This is a genomic window from Stenotrophomonas lacuserhaii (assembly GCF_014836545.1).
Taxonomy (GTDB): domain Bacteria; phylum Pseudomonadota; class Gammaproteobacteria; order Xanthomonadales; family Xanthomonadaceae; genus Stenotrophomonas; species Stenotrophomonas lacuserhaii.
The window spans coordinates 105856-119471 of the sequence record NZ_JACSQS010000012.1; the positions used below are offsets into that span (position 1 = coordinate 105856).

General features: G+C 66.7%; 16 protein-coding genes. 15 read left to right on the forward strand and 1 reads right to left on the reverse strand.

Annotation, left to right across the window (positions count from 1 at the left end):
- The first annotated feature begins 23 nt into the window (after positions 1 to 23).
- From lepA to recO, 6 genes are read left to right on the forward strand one after another with little or no spacing between them, the layout of a single operon-like run.
- Positions 24 to 1817, forward strand: coding sequence for a translation elongation factor 4 (lepA, locus tag H9654_RS12320; protein ID WP_042615285.1), 1794 nt, complete (start codon positions 24 to 26; stop codon positions 1815 to 1817).
- A gap of 59 nt (positions 1818 to 1876) precedes the next feature.
- Positions 1877 to 2671 carry a signal peptidase I gene (lepB, locus tag H9654_RS12325; protein WP_057507296.1) on the forward strand — a complete coding sequence of 265 codons (795 nt, stop codon included), beginning with the start codon at positions 1877 to 1879 and terminating at the stop codon, positions 2669 to 2671.
- A 30-nt stretch (positions 2672 to 2701) separates the two neighbouring features.
- A complete protein-coding gene (locus H9654_RS12330) occupies positions 2702 to 3085 on the forward strand; it encodes a DUF4845 domain-containing protein (protein WP_042615281.1) in 384 nt (127 codons plus the stop codon).
- The gene (rnc, locus tag H9654_RS12335; RefSeq protein WP_101099601.1) at positions 3075 to 3758 is read left to right on the forward strand and encodes a ribonuclease III; all 684 of its coding nucleotides are present in this window, start codon (positions 3075 to 3077) and stop codon (positions 3756 to 3758) included. Before H9654_RS12330 ends, rnc begins: the two co-directional genes overlap by 11 nt.
- A complete protein-coding gene (gene era / locus H9654_RS12340) occupies positions 3755 to 4651 on the forward strand; it encodes a GTPase Era (RefSeq protein ID WP_191771066.1) in 897 nt (298 codons plus the stop codon). Before rnc ends, era begins: the two co-directional genes overlap by 4 nt.
- Before the next feature lie 24 nt (positions 4652 to 4675).
- Positions 4676 to 5398 (forward strand): DNA repair protein RecO, encoded by a 723-nt coding sequence (gene recO / locus H9654_RS12345; RefSeq protein ID WP_191771067.1) that lies wholly within the window; start codon positions 4676 to 4678, stop codon positions 5396 to 5398.
- Positions 5399 to 5467: 69 nt separating this feature from the next.
- On the opposite strand, the gene H9654_RS12350 is transcribed toward recO, so the two are convergent.
- Entirely contained in the window at positions 5468 to 6202 is a 735-nt protein-coding gene (locus H9654_RS12350) for an Hpt domain-containing response regulator (RefSeq protein ID WP_191771068.1), read from the reverse strand.
- Positions 6203 to 6328: 126 nt separating this feature from the next.
- Here H9654_RS12350 and rlmD point away from each other — a divergent pair, with 126 nt between their 5' ends.
- The 9 genes from rlmD (at position 6329) to H9654_RS12395 (ending at position 13496) form a co-directional block, all read left to right on the forward strand.
- Positions 6329 to 7663 carry a 23S rRNA (uracil(1939)-C(5))-methyltransferase RlmD gene (gene rlmD / locus H9654_RS12355; RefSeq protein WP_191771069.1) on the forward strand — a complete coding sequence of 445 codons (1335 nt, stop codon included), beginning with the start codon at positions 6329 to 6331 and terminating at the stop codon, positions 7661 to 7663.
- Positions 7664 to 7738: 75 nt separating this feature from the next.
- A complete protein-coding gene (locus tag H9654_RS12360) occupies positions 7739 to 8254 on the forward strand; it encodes a CYTH domain-containing protein (protein WP_191771070.1) in 516 nt (171 codons plus the stop codon).
- Between the two features lie 88 nt (positions 8255 to 8342).
- Positions 8343 to 9044 carry a DsbA family oxidoreductase gene (locus H9654_RS12365; RefSeq protein ID WP_191771071.1) on the forward strand — a complete coding sequence of 234 codons (702 nt, stop codon included), beginning with the start codon at positions 8343 to 8345 and terminating at the stop codon, positions 9042 to 9044.
- A 67-nt stretch (positions 9045 to 9111) separates the two neighbouring features.
- Entirely contained in the window at positions 9112 to 10119 is a 1008-nt protein-coding gene (gene nagZ, locus H9654_RS12370; protein ID WP_191771072.1) for a beta-N-acetylhexosaminidase, read from the forward strand.
- Positions 10119 to 10676: a hypoxanthine-guanine phosphoribosyltransferase gene (locus H9654_RS12375; RefSeq protein WP_101099608.1), complete on the forward strand. Its 558-nt coding sequence runs from the start codon at positions 10119 to 10121 to the stop codon at positions 10674 to 10676. Before nagZ ends, H9654_RS12375 begins: the two co-directional genes overlap by 1 nt.
- A complete protein-coding gene (locus tag H9654_RS12380; protein WP_191771073.1) occupies positions 10676 to 11422 on the forward strand; it encodes an S-methyl-5'-thioinosine phosphorylase in 747 nt (248 codons plus the stop codon). The genes H9654_RS12375 and H9654_RS12380 overlap by 1 nt, the downstream gene beginning before the upstream one ends.
- A gap of 89 nt (positions 11423 to 11511) precedes the next feature.
- Positions 11512 to 11715 (forward strand): cold-shock protein, encoded by a 204-nt coding sequence (locus H9654_RS12385; protein WP_042614976.1) that lies wholly within the window; start codon positions 11512 to 11514, stop codon positions 11713 to 11715.
- 80 nt (positions 11716 to 11795) lie between these two features.
- Entirely contained in the window at positions 11796 to 13058 is a 1263-nt protein-coding gene (locus H9654_RS12390) for an FAD-dependent oxidoreductase (protein ID WP_191771074.1), read from the forward strand.
- Positions 13059 to 13229: 171 nt separating this feature from the next.
- Entirely contained in the window at positions 13230 to 13496 is a 267-nt protein-coding gene (locus H9654_RS12395) for a hypothetical protein (protein ID WP_101099611.1), read from the forward strand.
- Positions 13497 to 13616: the final 120 nt, after the last annotated feature.

The window sequence follows — 13616 nt, forward strand, 5'->3', positions numbered from 1 at the left end:
CCACCTCTATGTCCTCTGATTCGATGCGGAACATCCGCAACTTCTCCATCATTGCCCACGTCGACCACGGCAAGTCCACCCTGGCTGACCGCATCATCCAGCTGTGTGGCGGCCTGCAGGCCCGCGAGATGGAAGCGCAGGTGCTCGATTCGAACCCGATCGAGCGCGAGCGTGGCATCACCATCAAAGCCCAGTCGGTGTCGCTGCCGTACTTGGCGGACGACGGACAGACCTACCACCTGAACTTCATCGACACCCCCGGCCACGTCGACTTCTCCTATGAAGTCAGCCGCTCGCTGGCCGCCTGCGAAGGCGCGCTGCTGGTGGTCGATGCCGCCCAGGGCGTGGAAGCGCAGTCGGTGGCCAACTGCTACACCGCGGTGGAGCAGGGCCTGGAAGTGGTGCCGGTGATCAACAAGATCGACCTGCCCACCGCCGATATCGAACGCGCCAAGGCCGAGATCGAGGCCGTGATCGGCATCGATGCCGAAGATGCCGTACCGGTCAGCGCCAAGACCGGCCTGAACGTGCGCGACGTGCTGGAAGCCATCGTCAAGCGCATCCCGCCGCCGGTGCCGCGCGATACCGACAAGCTGCAGGCGCTGATCATCGATTCCTGGTTCGACAACTACCTCGGCGTGGTGTCGCTGGTGCGCGTCATGCAGGGTGAGATCAAGGCCGGTGACAAGCTGCAGGTGATGTCCACGGGCCGCAACCACCAGGTCGACAACGTCGGCGTGTTCACCCCCAAGCGCAAGGTGCTGCCGGCCCTGCGTGCGGGCGAAGTGGGTTGGGTGACGGCCAGCATCAAGGACGTGCACGGCGCGCCGGTCGGCGACACGCTGACCATGGCCGGCGATCCGGCACCCAAGCCGCTGCCGGGCTTCCAGGAGATGCAGCCGCGCGTGTTCGCCGGCCTGTTCCCGGTGGATGCCGAAGACTACCCCGACCTGCGCGAAGCACTCGACAAGCTGCGCCTGAACGATGCCGCGCTGCGCTTCGAGCCGGAAAGCTCCGAAGCGATGGGCTTCGGTTTCCGTTGCGGCTTCCTTGGCATGCTGCACATGGAAATCGTGCAGGAACGCCTGGAGCGCGAGTACAACCTGGACCTGATCAGCACCGCGCCGACCGTGGTCTATGAAGTACTCAAGACCGACGGCAGCATCGTCAACATGGACAACCCGGCCAAGCTGCCGCCGGTGAACCAGGTGCAGGAAGTCCGCGAGCCGATCATCCGCGCCAACATCCTCACCCCCGAGGAATACATCGGCAACATCATCAAGCTGTGCGAGGAAAAGCGCGGCAGCCAGCTCGGCATCAACTACCTGGGCAGCCAGGTGCAGATCAGCTACGAGCTGCCGATGGCCGAAGTGGTGCTGGACTTCTTCGACAAGTTGAAGTCGGTCAGCCGCGGCTATGCGTCGCTGGATTACGCGTTCGTGCGCTTCGATGCCGGTCCGTTCGTGCGCGTGGATGTGTTGATCAATGGCGACAAGGTCGACGCCCTGTCGCTTATCGTCCACCGTTCGCACTCCGATCGCCGCGGCCGAGAGCTGTGCGAGAAGATGAAGGAGCTGATTCCCCGGCAGATGTTCGACGTGGCCATCCAGGCGGCGATCGGCTCGCAGGTGATTGCCCGCACCACCGTCAAGGCCATGCGCAAGAACGTTCTTGCCAAGTGCTACGGCGGCGACGTGTCGCGCAAGAAGAAGCTGCTGGAGAAGCAGAAGGAAGGCAAGAAGCGCATGAAGCAGGTGGGCCGCGTGGAGATTCCGCAGGAAGCCTTCCTGGCCGTGCTGCAGATGGACAACAAGTAACGGTACAGTCGGCCCCCTTACCGGGCCGCTTGGCCCCGCGACGCTGCAAAGGACATTGAATGAAAGCGTTTGAGTTCCTCCTGGTTGCCTTGACCCTGGCCTCCGGCCTGATCCTGCTTGCCGACAAGCTGTACTTCGCCCGCCGCCGCGCCCGTCGCGCCGGCCTGCTGGACACCGAGCCGGCGCTGGTGGACTACTCGCGCGCGTTCTTCCCGGTGCTGGCGATCGTGCTGGTGGTGCGCAGCTTCATCGCCGAACCGTACAAGATCCCGTCCAGTTCGATGATGCCCAACCTGCTGATCGGTGATTTCATCCTGGTCAACAAGTTCGCCTACGGCCTGCGCCTGCCGCTCACCAACACCAAGTTCGTGCCGATCAGCGAACCGGAACGTGGCGACGTGGTGGTGTTCCATTTCCCGGGCCACGACGACCAGGACCCGAACAAGGGCGAGAACTTCATCAAGCGCGTGATCGGCGTGCCGGGTGACCAGATCACCTTCGAAGGCAACGGCCTGATCCTCAACGGCCAGCCGGTGGAATACGAAGACAAGGGCATCTACGCCGGCCATCGTGGACATGGTGAAGGGTCCAGCCTGCTGGTCGAAAAGCTGCCCGGCCGTACCCACACCGTGCTGGAGACGGCGTATCCTGCCGGCCAGGGGGAATGGACCGTTCCGGCGGGCCGCTACCTGGTGATGGGCGACAACCGTGACAACAGCGACGACGGCCGTTTCTGGGGCCTGCTGCCGGAGCAGAACCTGCGCGGCAAGGCGTTCCTGATCTGGCTCAACTGCTCCGGCTGGTTCTGCAAGGACGGCTTCGAACCGTCGCGGATCGGCTCGGGCGTCAATTGATTCATCCACGCGTATCTGGGGAGAAACGCAATGAACAGCATGAAGGCGCAACGCGGCATTACCCTGACCTCCTTCCTGGTGGTCCTGATCGTGGTCGGCTTCTTCCTCTATGTCGGGATGAAGCTGTTCCCGATGTACCAGGAAAACTATGCCGTCCGTTCGGCCATGAAGAGCCTGGCCAATGAGCCCGGCATCGGCAGCATGCAGCCAGCCAACATCCAGAAGCTGCTGTTCAAGCGCCTGTACATCAACTACTCCGAGAACGTGAAGCCTGCCAACGTGAAGTTCGACCGCAAGGACAATGGCTGGACCATGCGCGTGAACTACGAAGTGCGGCGTCCGTTGATCGGCAACATCGACGTGGTCGGCAAGTTCGACTCAACCCAGGACCTCAGCCGTAGCGGTGTCGAATAAAACCTTCCAACGTGGTGACCTGATCGGCCACCCCTTCGCCAATGCGGACCTGCTCACGCAGGCCCTGCGGCACCGGTCTGCCGGCGTACCGAACAACGAGCGCCTGGAGTTCCTCGGCGACAGCATCGTCAACATGCTGGTGGCGCAGGCGCTGTATGCGCGCTGGCCGAAAGCCGACGAGGGCGCGCTGACCCGCGGCCGCGCCGAACTGGTGCGCGAAGGCGCGCTGGCCGAGCGCGCCCGTGAACTCAAGCTGGGCGAACGGCTGGTACTGGGCGCCGGCGAAATGAAAACCGGCGGCCACCGGCGCGATTCGATCCTCGCCGACGCCTTCGAGGCGGTGGTGGCAGCGATCTACCTGGACGCCGGCTTCGATGCCTGCCGCGCGGTGGTACTGCCCTGGTTCGATGCGGCCATGGACGCCCTGCCGGCGACCGGACGGCCGGAAAAAGACCCCAAGACCCGGTTGCAGGAATGGCTGCAGGGCCGACAGAAGGCGCTGCCGGCGTACGAACTGGTGTCAGAATCCGGTGACGACCATGCCAAGACCTTCCGGGTACGCTGCAACCTGACAGAACCGGCCGTATGTACCGAGGGCGAAGGCTCCTCGCGGCGGCTGGCCGAACAACAGGCGGCTGCGGCCGCGCTTGACCTACTGGTGGATTCAAAGTGACCGAACAGACCCCCCATCGTTGCGGCAGCGTTGCTGTCATCGGCCGCCCCAACGTGGGCAAATCGACCCTGACCAATGCACTGGTAGGGGCCAAGGTCAGCATTGTCTCCAACCGGCCGCAGACCACGCGCCACCGGCTGTTGGGCATTGCCACCTATCCGGAAGGCCAGCTGGTGCTGGTGGACACGCCCGGCCTGCATAAAGTGCAGAAGCGGGCGATGAACCGGGTGATGAACCGTGCCGCGCGTGGATCGCTGGAGGGCGTCGACGCCGGCCTGCTGGTCATCGAAGCCGGTCGCTGGGACGAAGAAGACAGCCTGGCGTTCAACGTGCTGCGTGATTCCGGCATCCCGGTGGTGCTGGTGGTCAACAAAGTGGACCGCATGAAGGAAAAGGCCGCGTTGCTGCCGTTCCTGCAGCAGATCACCGAAGGCCGCGAGTTCGCTTCGGTACATCCCATTTCCGCGCAGAAGCGCAATGGCCTGGAAGCGCTGGTGCGTGACGTGCTGGCCCTGGTGCCGGAATCCCCGCCGATGTTCGGCGAAGACGAAATCACCGACCGCAGCCAGCGTTTCCTGGCCGGCGAACTGGTGCGCGAGCAGCTGATGCGCCAGCTCGGCGAAGAACTGCCGTACGCCACCACGGTGGAAATCGAGCGCTTCACCGAAGACGGCAACCTGCTGCGCATCGGTGCGGTGATCTGGGTCGAGCGCGAAGGGCAGAAGGCCATCGTGATCGGCAAGGGCGGTACCCGCCTGAAGGACATCGGGGCCAAGTCGCGGATGCAGATGGAGCGTCTGTTCGGTGCCAAGGTGTTCCTGGAAACCTGGGTGCGCGTGCGCGAGGGCTGGTCCGACGACGAGGCCGCGCTGAAGGCCTTCGGTTACGAATAAGCAGCGCCTGCGGGGCCGGCCCTGATGGAGATCGCGTCCGAACCGGGCTTTGTCCTGCACGCGCGGGCTTACCGCGAGACCAGCCTGCTGGTGGAGGTGCTCAGCGCCTCGCACGGGCGGCTGGGCCTGCTCGCCCGCGGCGTCTCCAGTGCGAAAGGACAGGTGCTGCGCGCGGCGCTGCAGCCGCTGCAGTGGATCCGCTTCGACGCGGTGCAGCGTGGCGACCTGGCGCAGCTGCGTGGTGCCGAGGCGCTGGACGCCGCACCGCGCCTGACCGGCAATGACATGCTGGCCGGCTTCTACCTCAATGAACTGGTGATGCGGCTGGCGCCGCGGCACGACCCGCTGCCGGACCTGTACCGGGCCTACGGCGAGGTGCGCGCGCGGCTCAGCCTGGAGCTTTCGCTGGCCTGGAGCCTGCGCCGTTTCGAACGCGACCTGCTGGAAGCGCTGGGGGTGGGTTTCAACCTGGCCTTCGCCAGCGATGACAGCGCGGTGGACCCGGCCGCGCGGTATCTGCTGGATCCGCAGGAGGGGCCCCGGCGGTTGCTCAGCGAACGCGATGGGGAAGGGCGGAGGGGGACGGCAACCGGGGCCGCGCTGCTGGCGCTGGCGCGCGATGAAGAACCCGGCGCCGACGACCTGGCCAGCCTGCGCCTGCCGATGCGGGTGGTGTTGGCCTACCACCTGGGATCGCGCGGGCTGAAATCCTGGGAACTGCTGGACGACCTGGCACGCCGCCGCTGAGGGGTCAGAGTCAGGGGTCAGAGTCAGGACTCTGACCCCTGACTCTGACCCCTTCAGTTACCCCTTCAGTTAGTGCAGCAGCGCGGCTACCGCATCGCGGAAGCTGGCCTGGGCCATGTGCGAGGCGGGCATCTGGTGCAGGGTGCGCACTGCGCGGCTCAGCCGGGCAGCACCGACGAAACCACAGCTGGCCTGCAGCCGGTGCAGCTGGTTGCGCAGGGCCGGCTCGTCATGGCGGTCCACGGCCTGGTCCACGGCATCCCGCACACTTGGCAACTCGGCCAGGAACAGCTCGCGCAGCGCCACCAGGTGGTTGCGTTGCCCGTTCAGGGCGGCCAGCGCAGTGATCTCGTCCCAGTCCTGTGCTTCGTTCAGCACCATGGCCTGGATCGGCGCGCTGTCCACGCGGTAGAGGGCCCCTTGGCCCAGGCTGCGACGCACGCCCTTGAGCAGGGCATCGCGGCCCAGCGGCTTGACCAGGATGTCGCCGAATCCCGCATCCCGCAGGCGCCCGTGTGCGGACGCGTCGCGATCGGCGGTATGTGCCAGTGCCGGGGTGTCCGGGTGCTGCCGGCGCAACTGCTGCAGCAGCTCGCTGCCATGGCCATCGGGCAGGTTCGCATCGATCAGCCACAGGTCGTAGTGCCGCACATGGGCCCGGGCCAGCGCGGCGTTGAGCGAGTCGGCGGTATCCACGTCCGCTGGCAAGGTTTCCAGCGCGGCCTTGAGGAAACCACACGTGATGATGTCGTCCTCGACCAGCAGGAAACGGGGGCGCGCGGGGCGCGGCGTATTCGTCTGCATAAGGCTGCCTCCATGTCAGCTACGCTGCATATTAACCACCGCGCGCCGCCTTGCAAGGGTGGAGAGGCGACTTTCGCCCTCATCTGAGACAATACGCGCCCTTTTTCACACGCAGCCCTTCGCCACGTGGCCCGTCAACGTTCCCGCATCGACCGCACCCTCTTCAGAACCGACATCCTCGACCTGAGCCACGACGGCCGCGGCGTTGCCCGCCGTGATGGCGAAGGTGGCAAGGTCACCTTCATCACCGGCGCGCTGCCGGGTGAAGTGGTGATGGCCGAACAGACCGCGCGCAGCAAGCATTTCGACCAGGCGCGCACCGTCGAAGTGGTGGAAGCCTCGCCGCTGCGCGTGCAGCCGAAGTGTCCGCATTTCGGCGTCTGTGCCGGCTGCGTGCTGCAGCACCTGGAAGAAAGCGAGCAGATCGTGGCCAAGCAGCGGGTGCTGATGGACAACCTGCAGCGCATCGGTCACGTGCAGCCGCAGCAGGTGCTGCCGCCGCTGGTGGGCGACAGCTGGGGCTATCGCCGCAAGGGACGCTTCTCTGTGCGTCGGGTCGAGAAGAAGGACAAGACCCTGGTCGGCTTCCGCGAGCTGGATCCGCGCTTCGTGGCGGACCTGTCGCAGTGCCTGACGGTGATCCCGGAGATCGGCACCAAGGTGTCGGTGCTGTCCGCGTTCGTCGAATCGCTGGATGGCCGTCGCGACATCCCGCAGATCGAATTCATCGCCGGCGACGACGCGATCGCGCTCACCATCCGCCACATGCAGCCGCTCAGCGAGTCCGATCGCGCGGCCTGGATCGCGTTCGGGCAGGAACACGGCTTCGCCATCTTCCTGCAGCCCGACGGCGTGGATTCGGTCCACCCGCTGTGGCCGCAGGAGGTCCCGCTGTCGTTCCGGCTGGCACCGTGGGACGTGGAGCTGGCGTTCCGCCCGCTGGACTTCATCCAGGTCAATGCGAACCTCAACGTGAAGATGATCGAGCATGCGCTGGCGCTGCTGGATGCCGGCCCGGACGAGCGCGTGCTGGACCTGTTCTGCGGGCTGGGCAACTTCACCCTGCCGCTGGCCCGCGGCGTGCGCGAAGTGGTCGGCGTGGAAGGCGATGCCGGGCTGGTGGCCCGGGCGAAGGAGAACGCGCAGCGCAATGGGCTGGCCAATGCCAGCTTCCATGCCGCCGACCTGACCCAGGACCAGAGCCAGGCCTCGTGGATGCTGGAAGGCTTCGACAAGCTGCTGCTGGATCCACCGCGCTCGGGTGCCATCGAAGTGCTGCAGCAGCTGCCGCTGGAGCAGTTCAAGCGCATCGTCTACGTCAGCTGCCATCCGGGTTCTCTGGCGCGCGATGCCGGCTACCTGGTCAAGGAGCGTGGCTTCACCCTGGTCAGTGCCGGGGCGATGGACATGTTCCCGCATACCGCGCACGTGGAAAGCATCGCGGTGTTCGAAAAAGCCTGATCGTGGTGGCTGACGACCGTTGGCTGTGGTGGGTGACGACCGGTGGTCGTCACGCCGTTCCCGCATAATCACCCCATGGGCATTGAAATCGAACGGAAATTCCTCGTCACCGGTGATGGCTGGCGGGCGGCGGCGCATGCGGTCATCCCGATGGCGCAGGGCTATATCAACGACATGGGCGCGCTGGACCGGGGCGATCAGAACGCCTCGGTGCGGGTGCGCATCGAAGGTGACGGCGCGGCGCTGAACCTGAAGTCGCGCACGCTGGGCCGCAGCCGCCAGGAATTCGAGTATCCGATTCCGGTGCAGGACGCGCGTGAGCTGCTGGCGCTGTGCGTGGGTGGGCTGATCGACAAGCGCCGCCACCTGGTGCAGCACGACGGCCTGCTGTGGGAAGTGGACGAGTTCCTCGGCGACAATGCCGGGCTGGTGGTGGCCGAAGTGGAACTGGATGACCCTGGGCAGGCGCTCAGCCTGCCTGCGTGGGCCGGCCGCGAAGTCACCGACCAGGCCCGCTACTACAACGTAGCGCTGGCTTCCCACCCTTACACCCGCTGGTCTCCCGAAGAGAAAGGCGACGGCGGGGCGTAAGTCGTTGCCGGCGCGTCACGGCTTGGCCGAAACCGCGTGATCCCGTCCGCCCCCTTTTTCGGGGCGCGGCCGTCCCCATGTCGGGGGGATGAAGATCGATATCTATTCCGACGTGGTGTGTCCGTGGTGCTGGATCGGCAAGCACCGTTTCGCGCAGGGTCTGGCGCTGCTCGGCGATGAGGTGCCTGCGCTGCAGGTGCGCTGGCAGCCGTTCCAGCTGGATCCGGATGCCGACACCACGCCGGTGCCGCTGCGCGAGGCCTACGCGCGCAAGTTCGGCGGTGCCGAGCGCACCAACCAATTGCTGGGCCAGACCCAGGCGACTGCCCAGGCCGAAGGCCTGCCGATGGATTTCAGCCGTGGCCAGGTCCGCGTGACCACGCTGCAGGCGCACCGCGTGCTATGGCTGGCCGGGCAGCATGGGCTGCAGGATGCGGTGGGCGAGGCGCTGTTCCGCGCGCATTTCGAACACGGGCGCAACCTGGCCGATCCGCAGGTGCTGGTCCAGGCTGGAGTAGAGGGGGGACTGGCCGCTGACGACATCCAGGCGATGCTCGGCTCGGACCTCGGGCTGGACGAGGTGCAGCAAGGCCTGCAGCACGCCCATGCCATCGGCATCACCTCGGTGCCGACCTTCGTCATCGACGGCCGTTGGGCAATCCAGGGTGCGCAATCGCCGGAAGCGATAGCCCAGGCGCTGCGGCAGATCGCCGCCGAACACGGCCAAGCCGCCGCTTCCGGCGCGCTGGACGCTGAAGACGGGTGTGGCCCGGACGGCTGCAAGGTCTGACGCTGGGCCACGCTTCTGCGACAATGCGGCGCTGCGCCATCGTGGCGCCTGCCGTGGAGACCTGAACATGCTGCTGATCGGCGTTGCCGGTACCGAACTGACCGCCCAGGAGCGTGAGTGGCTGCAGCACGATGCCGTGGCCGGCGTGATGCTGTTCAAGCGCAACTTCGCCTCCCGCCAGCAGATCGCCGCGCTGTCCGCCGCGATCCGGGAGGCCGCACCGCGTCCGCAGTTGATCTGCGTGGACCAGGAAGGCGGGCGCGTGCAGCGCTTTCGCGAAGGCTTCACCGATCTGCCGCCGCTGCAGCAGCTCGGTCTGGGCTACGCACGCGATCCACAGGCCGCGCTGGCCGCCGCCGAACAACACGCCTGGCTGATGGCCAGCGAGGTGCGCGCCAGTGGCGTGGACCTGAGCTTCGCGCCGGTGGTGGACCTGGGGCACGGCAACCGCGCCATTGGTGACCGCGCGTTCAGCGACGATCCGCAGGTGGTGGCCGCCTTCACCGCCGCCTACGTGCGCGGCATGCACAGCGCCGGCATGGCCGCCACGCTCAAGCATTTCCCCGGCCATGGCAGCGTGCTGGAAGACACCCATGTCGACACCGCGATCGATCCACGCGGGCTGGATGAACTGCAGGCGCGGGACCTGGTGCCCTTCGTGGCCGGCATTGCCGCCGGCGCCGACGCGGTGATGATGGCCCACGTCATCTACCCCCAGGTGGCCCCGGAACCGGCGGGCTACTCGCGGCGTTGGGTCCAGGACATCCTGCGTGGGCAGCTCGGCTTCCGTGGCGTGGTGTTTTCCGATGACATCGGCATGGCCGCCTCGTTCAGCGCGGGCGGGGTGAAGGCCCGCGTCGACGCCCACCTGGATGCAGGCTGCGATGTGGTGCTGGTCTGCCATCCCGAGCTGGTGGACGATGCCCTGCAGGCCATGCAGCATCGAACCTCGAACACCGCCGCGCTGCTCGGCCTGATCGGCCGCGGCGCGCTTGGCTGGGACGGCCTGCTGGCCGATGCCCGGCATGGCGACACCCGAACCCGTTTTCTTGAATCCTCTGGAAGAACCGTCTGATGCCCAACCTCACCATTTCCCAGGCCCTGGAACAGGCTGACCTGCTGGTCGACCGCCCCACCATCGACCAGGCCATCGGCCGCATCGCCGATGCCATCGCCAGCGATTACAAGGGCGAAGTGCCGCTGTTCCTGTCGATCATGCATGGCGCGCTGCCGTTCGCCGGCCAACTGGCCCTGGAACTGGGCGCGCGCGGCCAGGACGTGCAGTTCGATTACCTGCACGCCACGCGTTACCGCGGTGAAACCACCGGTGGTGACCTGGTGTGGAAGCACAAGCCGGCCACCGCGCTGTTCGGCCGCCGCGTGCTGCTGGTGGACGACATCCTGGACGAGGGCTACACCCTGCAGGGCGTGCGCACCTGGTGCCTGGAGCAGGGTGCCACCGACGTGCGCATCGCTGCGCTGACGGTGAAGAAGCACGACCGCGCGCTGCCTGACGTGCAGGCCGATTATTCCGGTGTGGAGCTGCCGGACCGCTATGTATTCGGCTTCGGGATGGACGTCAACGAGACCCTGCGCTGCGTGCCGGCGATCTACGCGATGAAGGAAGGCTGATGCAGCCCATCGCCCTGGCGGTCATCGGCGGCACCGGTGTCTACAACCTCGCCACGCTGGATGACGTGCAGACCCACCAGGTCGAAACCCGCTTCGGTACGCCCTCCGGTCCGATCCGCGTTGGAAGCCTGCTGGGCCACCGGGTCGCTTTCCTGGCCCGCCACGGCGAGGGCCATTCGCTGCCGCCGCACAAGATCAACTACCGCGCCAATCTTGCCGCACTGCAGCAGATCGGCGCGCCGCGCGTGCTGGCGCTGAATACGGTCGGCGGCATCGGCGATGCCTTCGGGCCGCGCGTGCTGGCCTGCCCGGACCAGATCATCGATTACACCTGGGGCCGGATCTCCACCGTGTGTGAAGAGGCGGGCAGCGAGGTCCTGCACGTGGACTTCGGTCACCCATATACGCCGATGCTGCGAAGCAAAATTCTTGCCGCTGCAAAGGTGACCGGCGTCACGGTGCACGACGGCGGTTGTTATGCTGCAACGCAGGGCCCCCGCCTTGAAACCATTGCGGAAATCGCGCGTCTGCGCCGTGACGGCTGCGATCTGGTCGGCATGACCGGGATGCCTGAAGCGGCCTTGGCACGCGAGCTCGGACTCGACTACGCCTGCCTTGCGATCGTGGCCAACTGGGCCGCCGGGTGTGGCGATGGGGAGGAAATCACGATGGCCGAAGTGCTGTCCAACGTGCAGGCCGCGTCCAACGGATTGCCCGAGCTGATCGGGGAATTGGCACGGGGGTGATTGTCATCCTCGGGCAAGGTTTGCATACTCGCCCCGTGCGCAGGGTTTTTGCGCACACCACCCATTCATTGCAAAGGTCTCGCATCAACATGGCAACAGGTACCGTGAAGTGGTTCAACGACGCCAAGGGATTTGGCTTTATTACTCCGGACGACGGCGGCGCTGATCTGTTCGCGCACTTCTCCGCCATCCAGGGCAACGGCTTCAAGTCCCTGCAGGAAGGCCAGAAAGTCACCTTCGAAAAGACCCAGGGCCCGAAGGGCGACCAGGCATCCAACATCCAGCCCGCCTGATCCATCCAGTCGCGTGTTGGAGAACCCCGCCTCGGCGGGGTTTTTTTTTGCCTGCCGCGCGGATCAGGCACAATCGCAGGATGGATCCCCGCATGCGCATCGCCGTCATCGGCTACGGCACCGCTGGCCAGGCATTGGCCATTCTGTTGTCCCGCGACGAACACCACGTCGACATCTTCGAGCGCGCCCCCCGCCCCGGGCCAGTCGGCGCCGGCTTCCTGCTGCAGCCCAGCGGCCTGCAGGTGCTGTGGCAGATGGGCCTGCTGGATGCGGTGCGCGCGCACGCCGCACCGGTGCACCGCCTGCATGGCGACACGCCCTGCGGGCGCGCCGTGATGGACATGGGCTACGACGGCCTGGATGCGCGCCTGCACGGATTGGGCATGCAGCGTGGCGCGCTGTTCCAGCTGCTGGACCAGGCGCGTGAGGGCCTCGGGCAGCTGCATGCAGGCGTCACCGTCACAGCGGTCGACCACGAGCGTGGGCTGCTGCGCGACGGCGAAGGGCGACAGCACGGTCCGTACGACCTGGTGATCGCCGCCGACGGCTCGGCTTCGGCCCTGCGCGCGCAGGTCGGGGGGACGTCGCTGGACCGGGTCTACCCGTGGGGCGCGCTGTGGTGCCTGTTGCCGGCGGAAGATTGGCCCCACGTGAGCGAACTGCGCCAGCGCTATGTTGCGGCGCGCAAGATGATCGGGCTGCTGCCGGTGGGCACGCGCCCCGGGGATGCCACGCCGCGGCTGAGCTTCTTCTGGAGCCTGCCACGCGAAGACTTCGCGCGATGGGAGGCCGATGGCCTGCAGCCGTGGCTGGATGAACTGCATGCGCTGTGGCCGGAGGCCGGCCCGCGCTTCGCCCACCTGCAGCAGGCCGGGCAGCTGGCGCGTGCCTCCTACCGCGATGCGGTGATGCGGCGCTGGCACAACGGCCGGCTGGTGCTGGCTGGCGATGCCGCGCATTCGATGAGCCCGCAGCTGGGGCAGGGGGTGAACATGGCGCTGCTGGACGCGCTGGCCCTGCGTGACGCGCTGCGCGTTCACGGCAAGGGCGAGGCCGCCCTGCAGGCCTACCAGGCGCAGCGACGCGCCCACGTGGCCGTATACCACCACTGGAGCCGCTGGCTGACGCCGTTGTTCCAGTCCGACCGCGACGCCTGGTCGAAGGCCCGGGACGTGCTGCTGGGGCCGATGGGGCGCCTGCCCGGCGGCCGCGGCCACATGCTGCGGGTGCTCAGTGGCACCCAGCGCGGCTGGCTGGGAAAACTGCCGCTGGATCCTGCATTCATCGATGCGCTGGGCGCGCCGCGCGAGCCTGCAGCGCAGGCTGCATTGTCTGTGGCGTGAACGCCGCCATGACCGGAGTTGACGGTCGGCTCACCCCGTTCATGGCACAACAGCGGGGTACGCACGCACCGCGTAGTCCCCGCACTGTTCCGTGATCCTGCATCGCGCCCCGGCGGGCGGCCCGTGCTGCTGCCCCCTCTGGCTCGGGCGAGCCGCATGCAAGGAGTCCCCATGTTGTTCTCGGCTGAAGCGCTGGAATCGGAAATCTGCAAACTGCGCGGGTTGCTGCAGATGTTGCACGAAGACCAGCCGGACGTGCTGGAAGATGTCTTCGAATTCCATGTCGGCAGCCTGATCAGTCATTCCTCCCCGGAGCAGCACGGGTACATCCGCACGTGCGCCCAGGAGATGCTGGCCACGATCCGGGCGTTGCCGCGGCGGGTGGAAAGCGGCGGGCCGGATTTTCGACTGATGCCGGAGATGCTGGCGGTCGCGTGAGTGTCTTGCGCTGCGCGCGGGCTTGAAGCCAGAGCCAGAGCCAGAGCGCCAGCTGCACGGCTGATTGTGGGTGGGGCGGGGTGGATTGGCGGGGGACGGCAAGAGCCGCTCCTGCGGGCC

Coding starts and splice junctions, on each gene's coding strand:
- H9654_RS12390 (WP_191771074.1), top strand. CDS start 11,796: ATGGATCCCCGCATGCGCATCGCCGTCATCGGCTACGGCACCGCTGGC.
- H9654_RS12350 (WP_191771068.1), bottom strand. CDS start 6,202: ATGCAGACGAATACGCCGCGCCCCGCGCGCCCCCGTTTCCTGCTGGTC.
- lepA (WP_042615285.1), top strand. CDS start 24: ATGCGGAACATCCGCAACTTCTCCATCATTGCCCACGTCGACCACGGC.
- H9654_RS12360 (WP_191771070.1), top strand. CDS start 7,739: ATGGGCATTGAAATCGAACGGAAATTCCTCGTCACCGGTGATGGCTGG.
- H9654_RS12365 (WP_191771071.1), top strand. CDS start 8,343: ATGAAGATCGATATCTATTCCGACGTGGTGTGTCCGTGGTGCTGGATC.
- H9654_RS12385 (WP_042614976.1), top strand. CDS start 11,512: ATGGCAACAGGTACCGTGAAGTGGTTCAACGACGCCAAGGGATTTGGC.
- recO (WP_191771067.1), top strand. CDS start 4,676: ATGGAGATCGCGTCCGAACCGGGCTTTGTCCTGCACGCGCGGGCTTAC.
- H9654_RS12330 (WP_042615281.1), top strand. CDS start 2,702: ATGAACAGCATGAAGGCGCAACGCGGCATTACCCTGACCTCCTTCCTG.
- H9654_RS12375 (WP_101099608.1), top strand. CDS start 10,119: ATGCCCAACCTCACCATTTCCCAGGCCCTGGAACAGGCTGACCTGCTG.
- H9654_RS12380 (WP_191771073.1), top strand. CDS start 10,676: ATGCAGCCCATCGCCCTGGCGGTCATCGGCGGCACCGGTGTCTACAAC.
- H9654_RS12395 (WP_101099611.1), top strand. CDS start 13,230: ATGTTGTTCTCGGCTGAAGCGCTGGAATCGGAAATCTGCAAACTGCGC.
- lepB (WP_057507296.1), top strand. CDS start 1,877: ATGAAAGCGTTTGAGTTCCTCCTGGTTGCCTTGACCCTGGCCTCCGGC.
- nagZ (WP_191771072.1), top strand. CDS start 9,112: ATGCTGCTGATCGGCGTTGCCGGTACCGAACTGACCGCCCAGGAGCGT.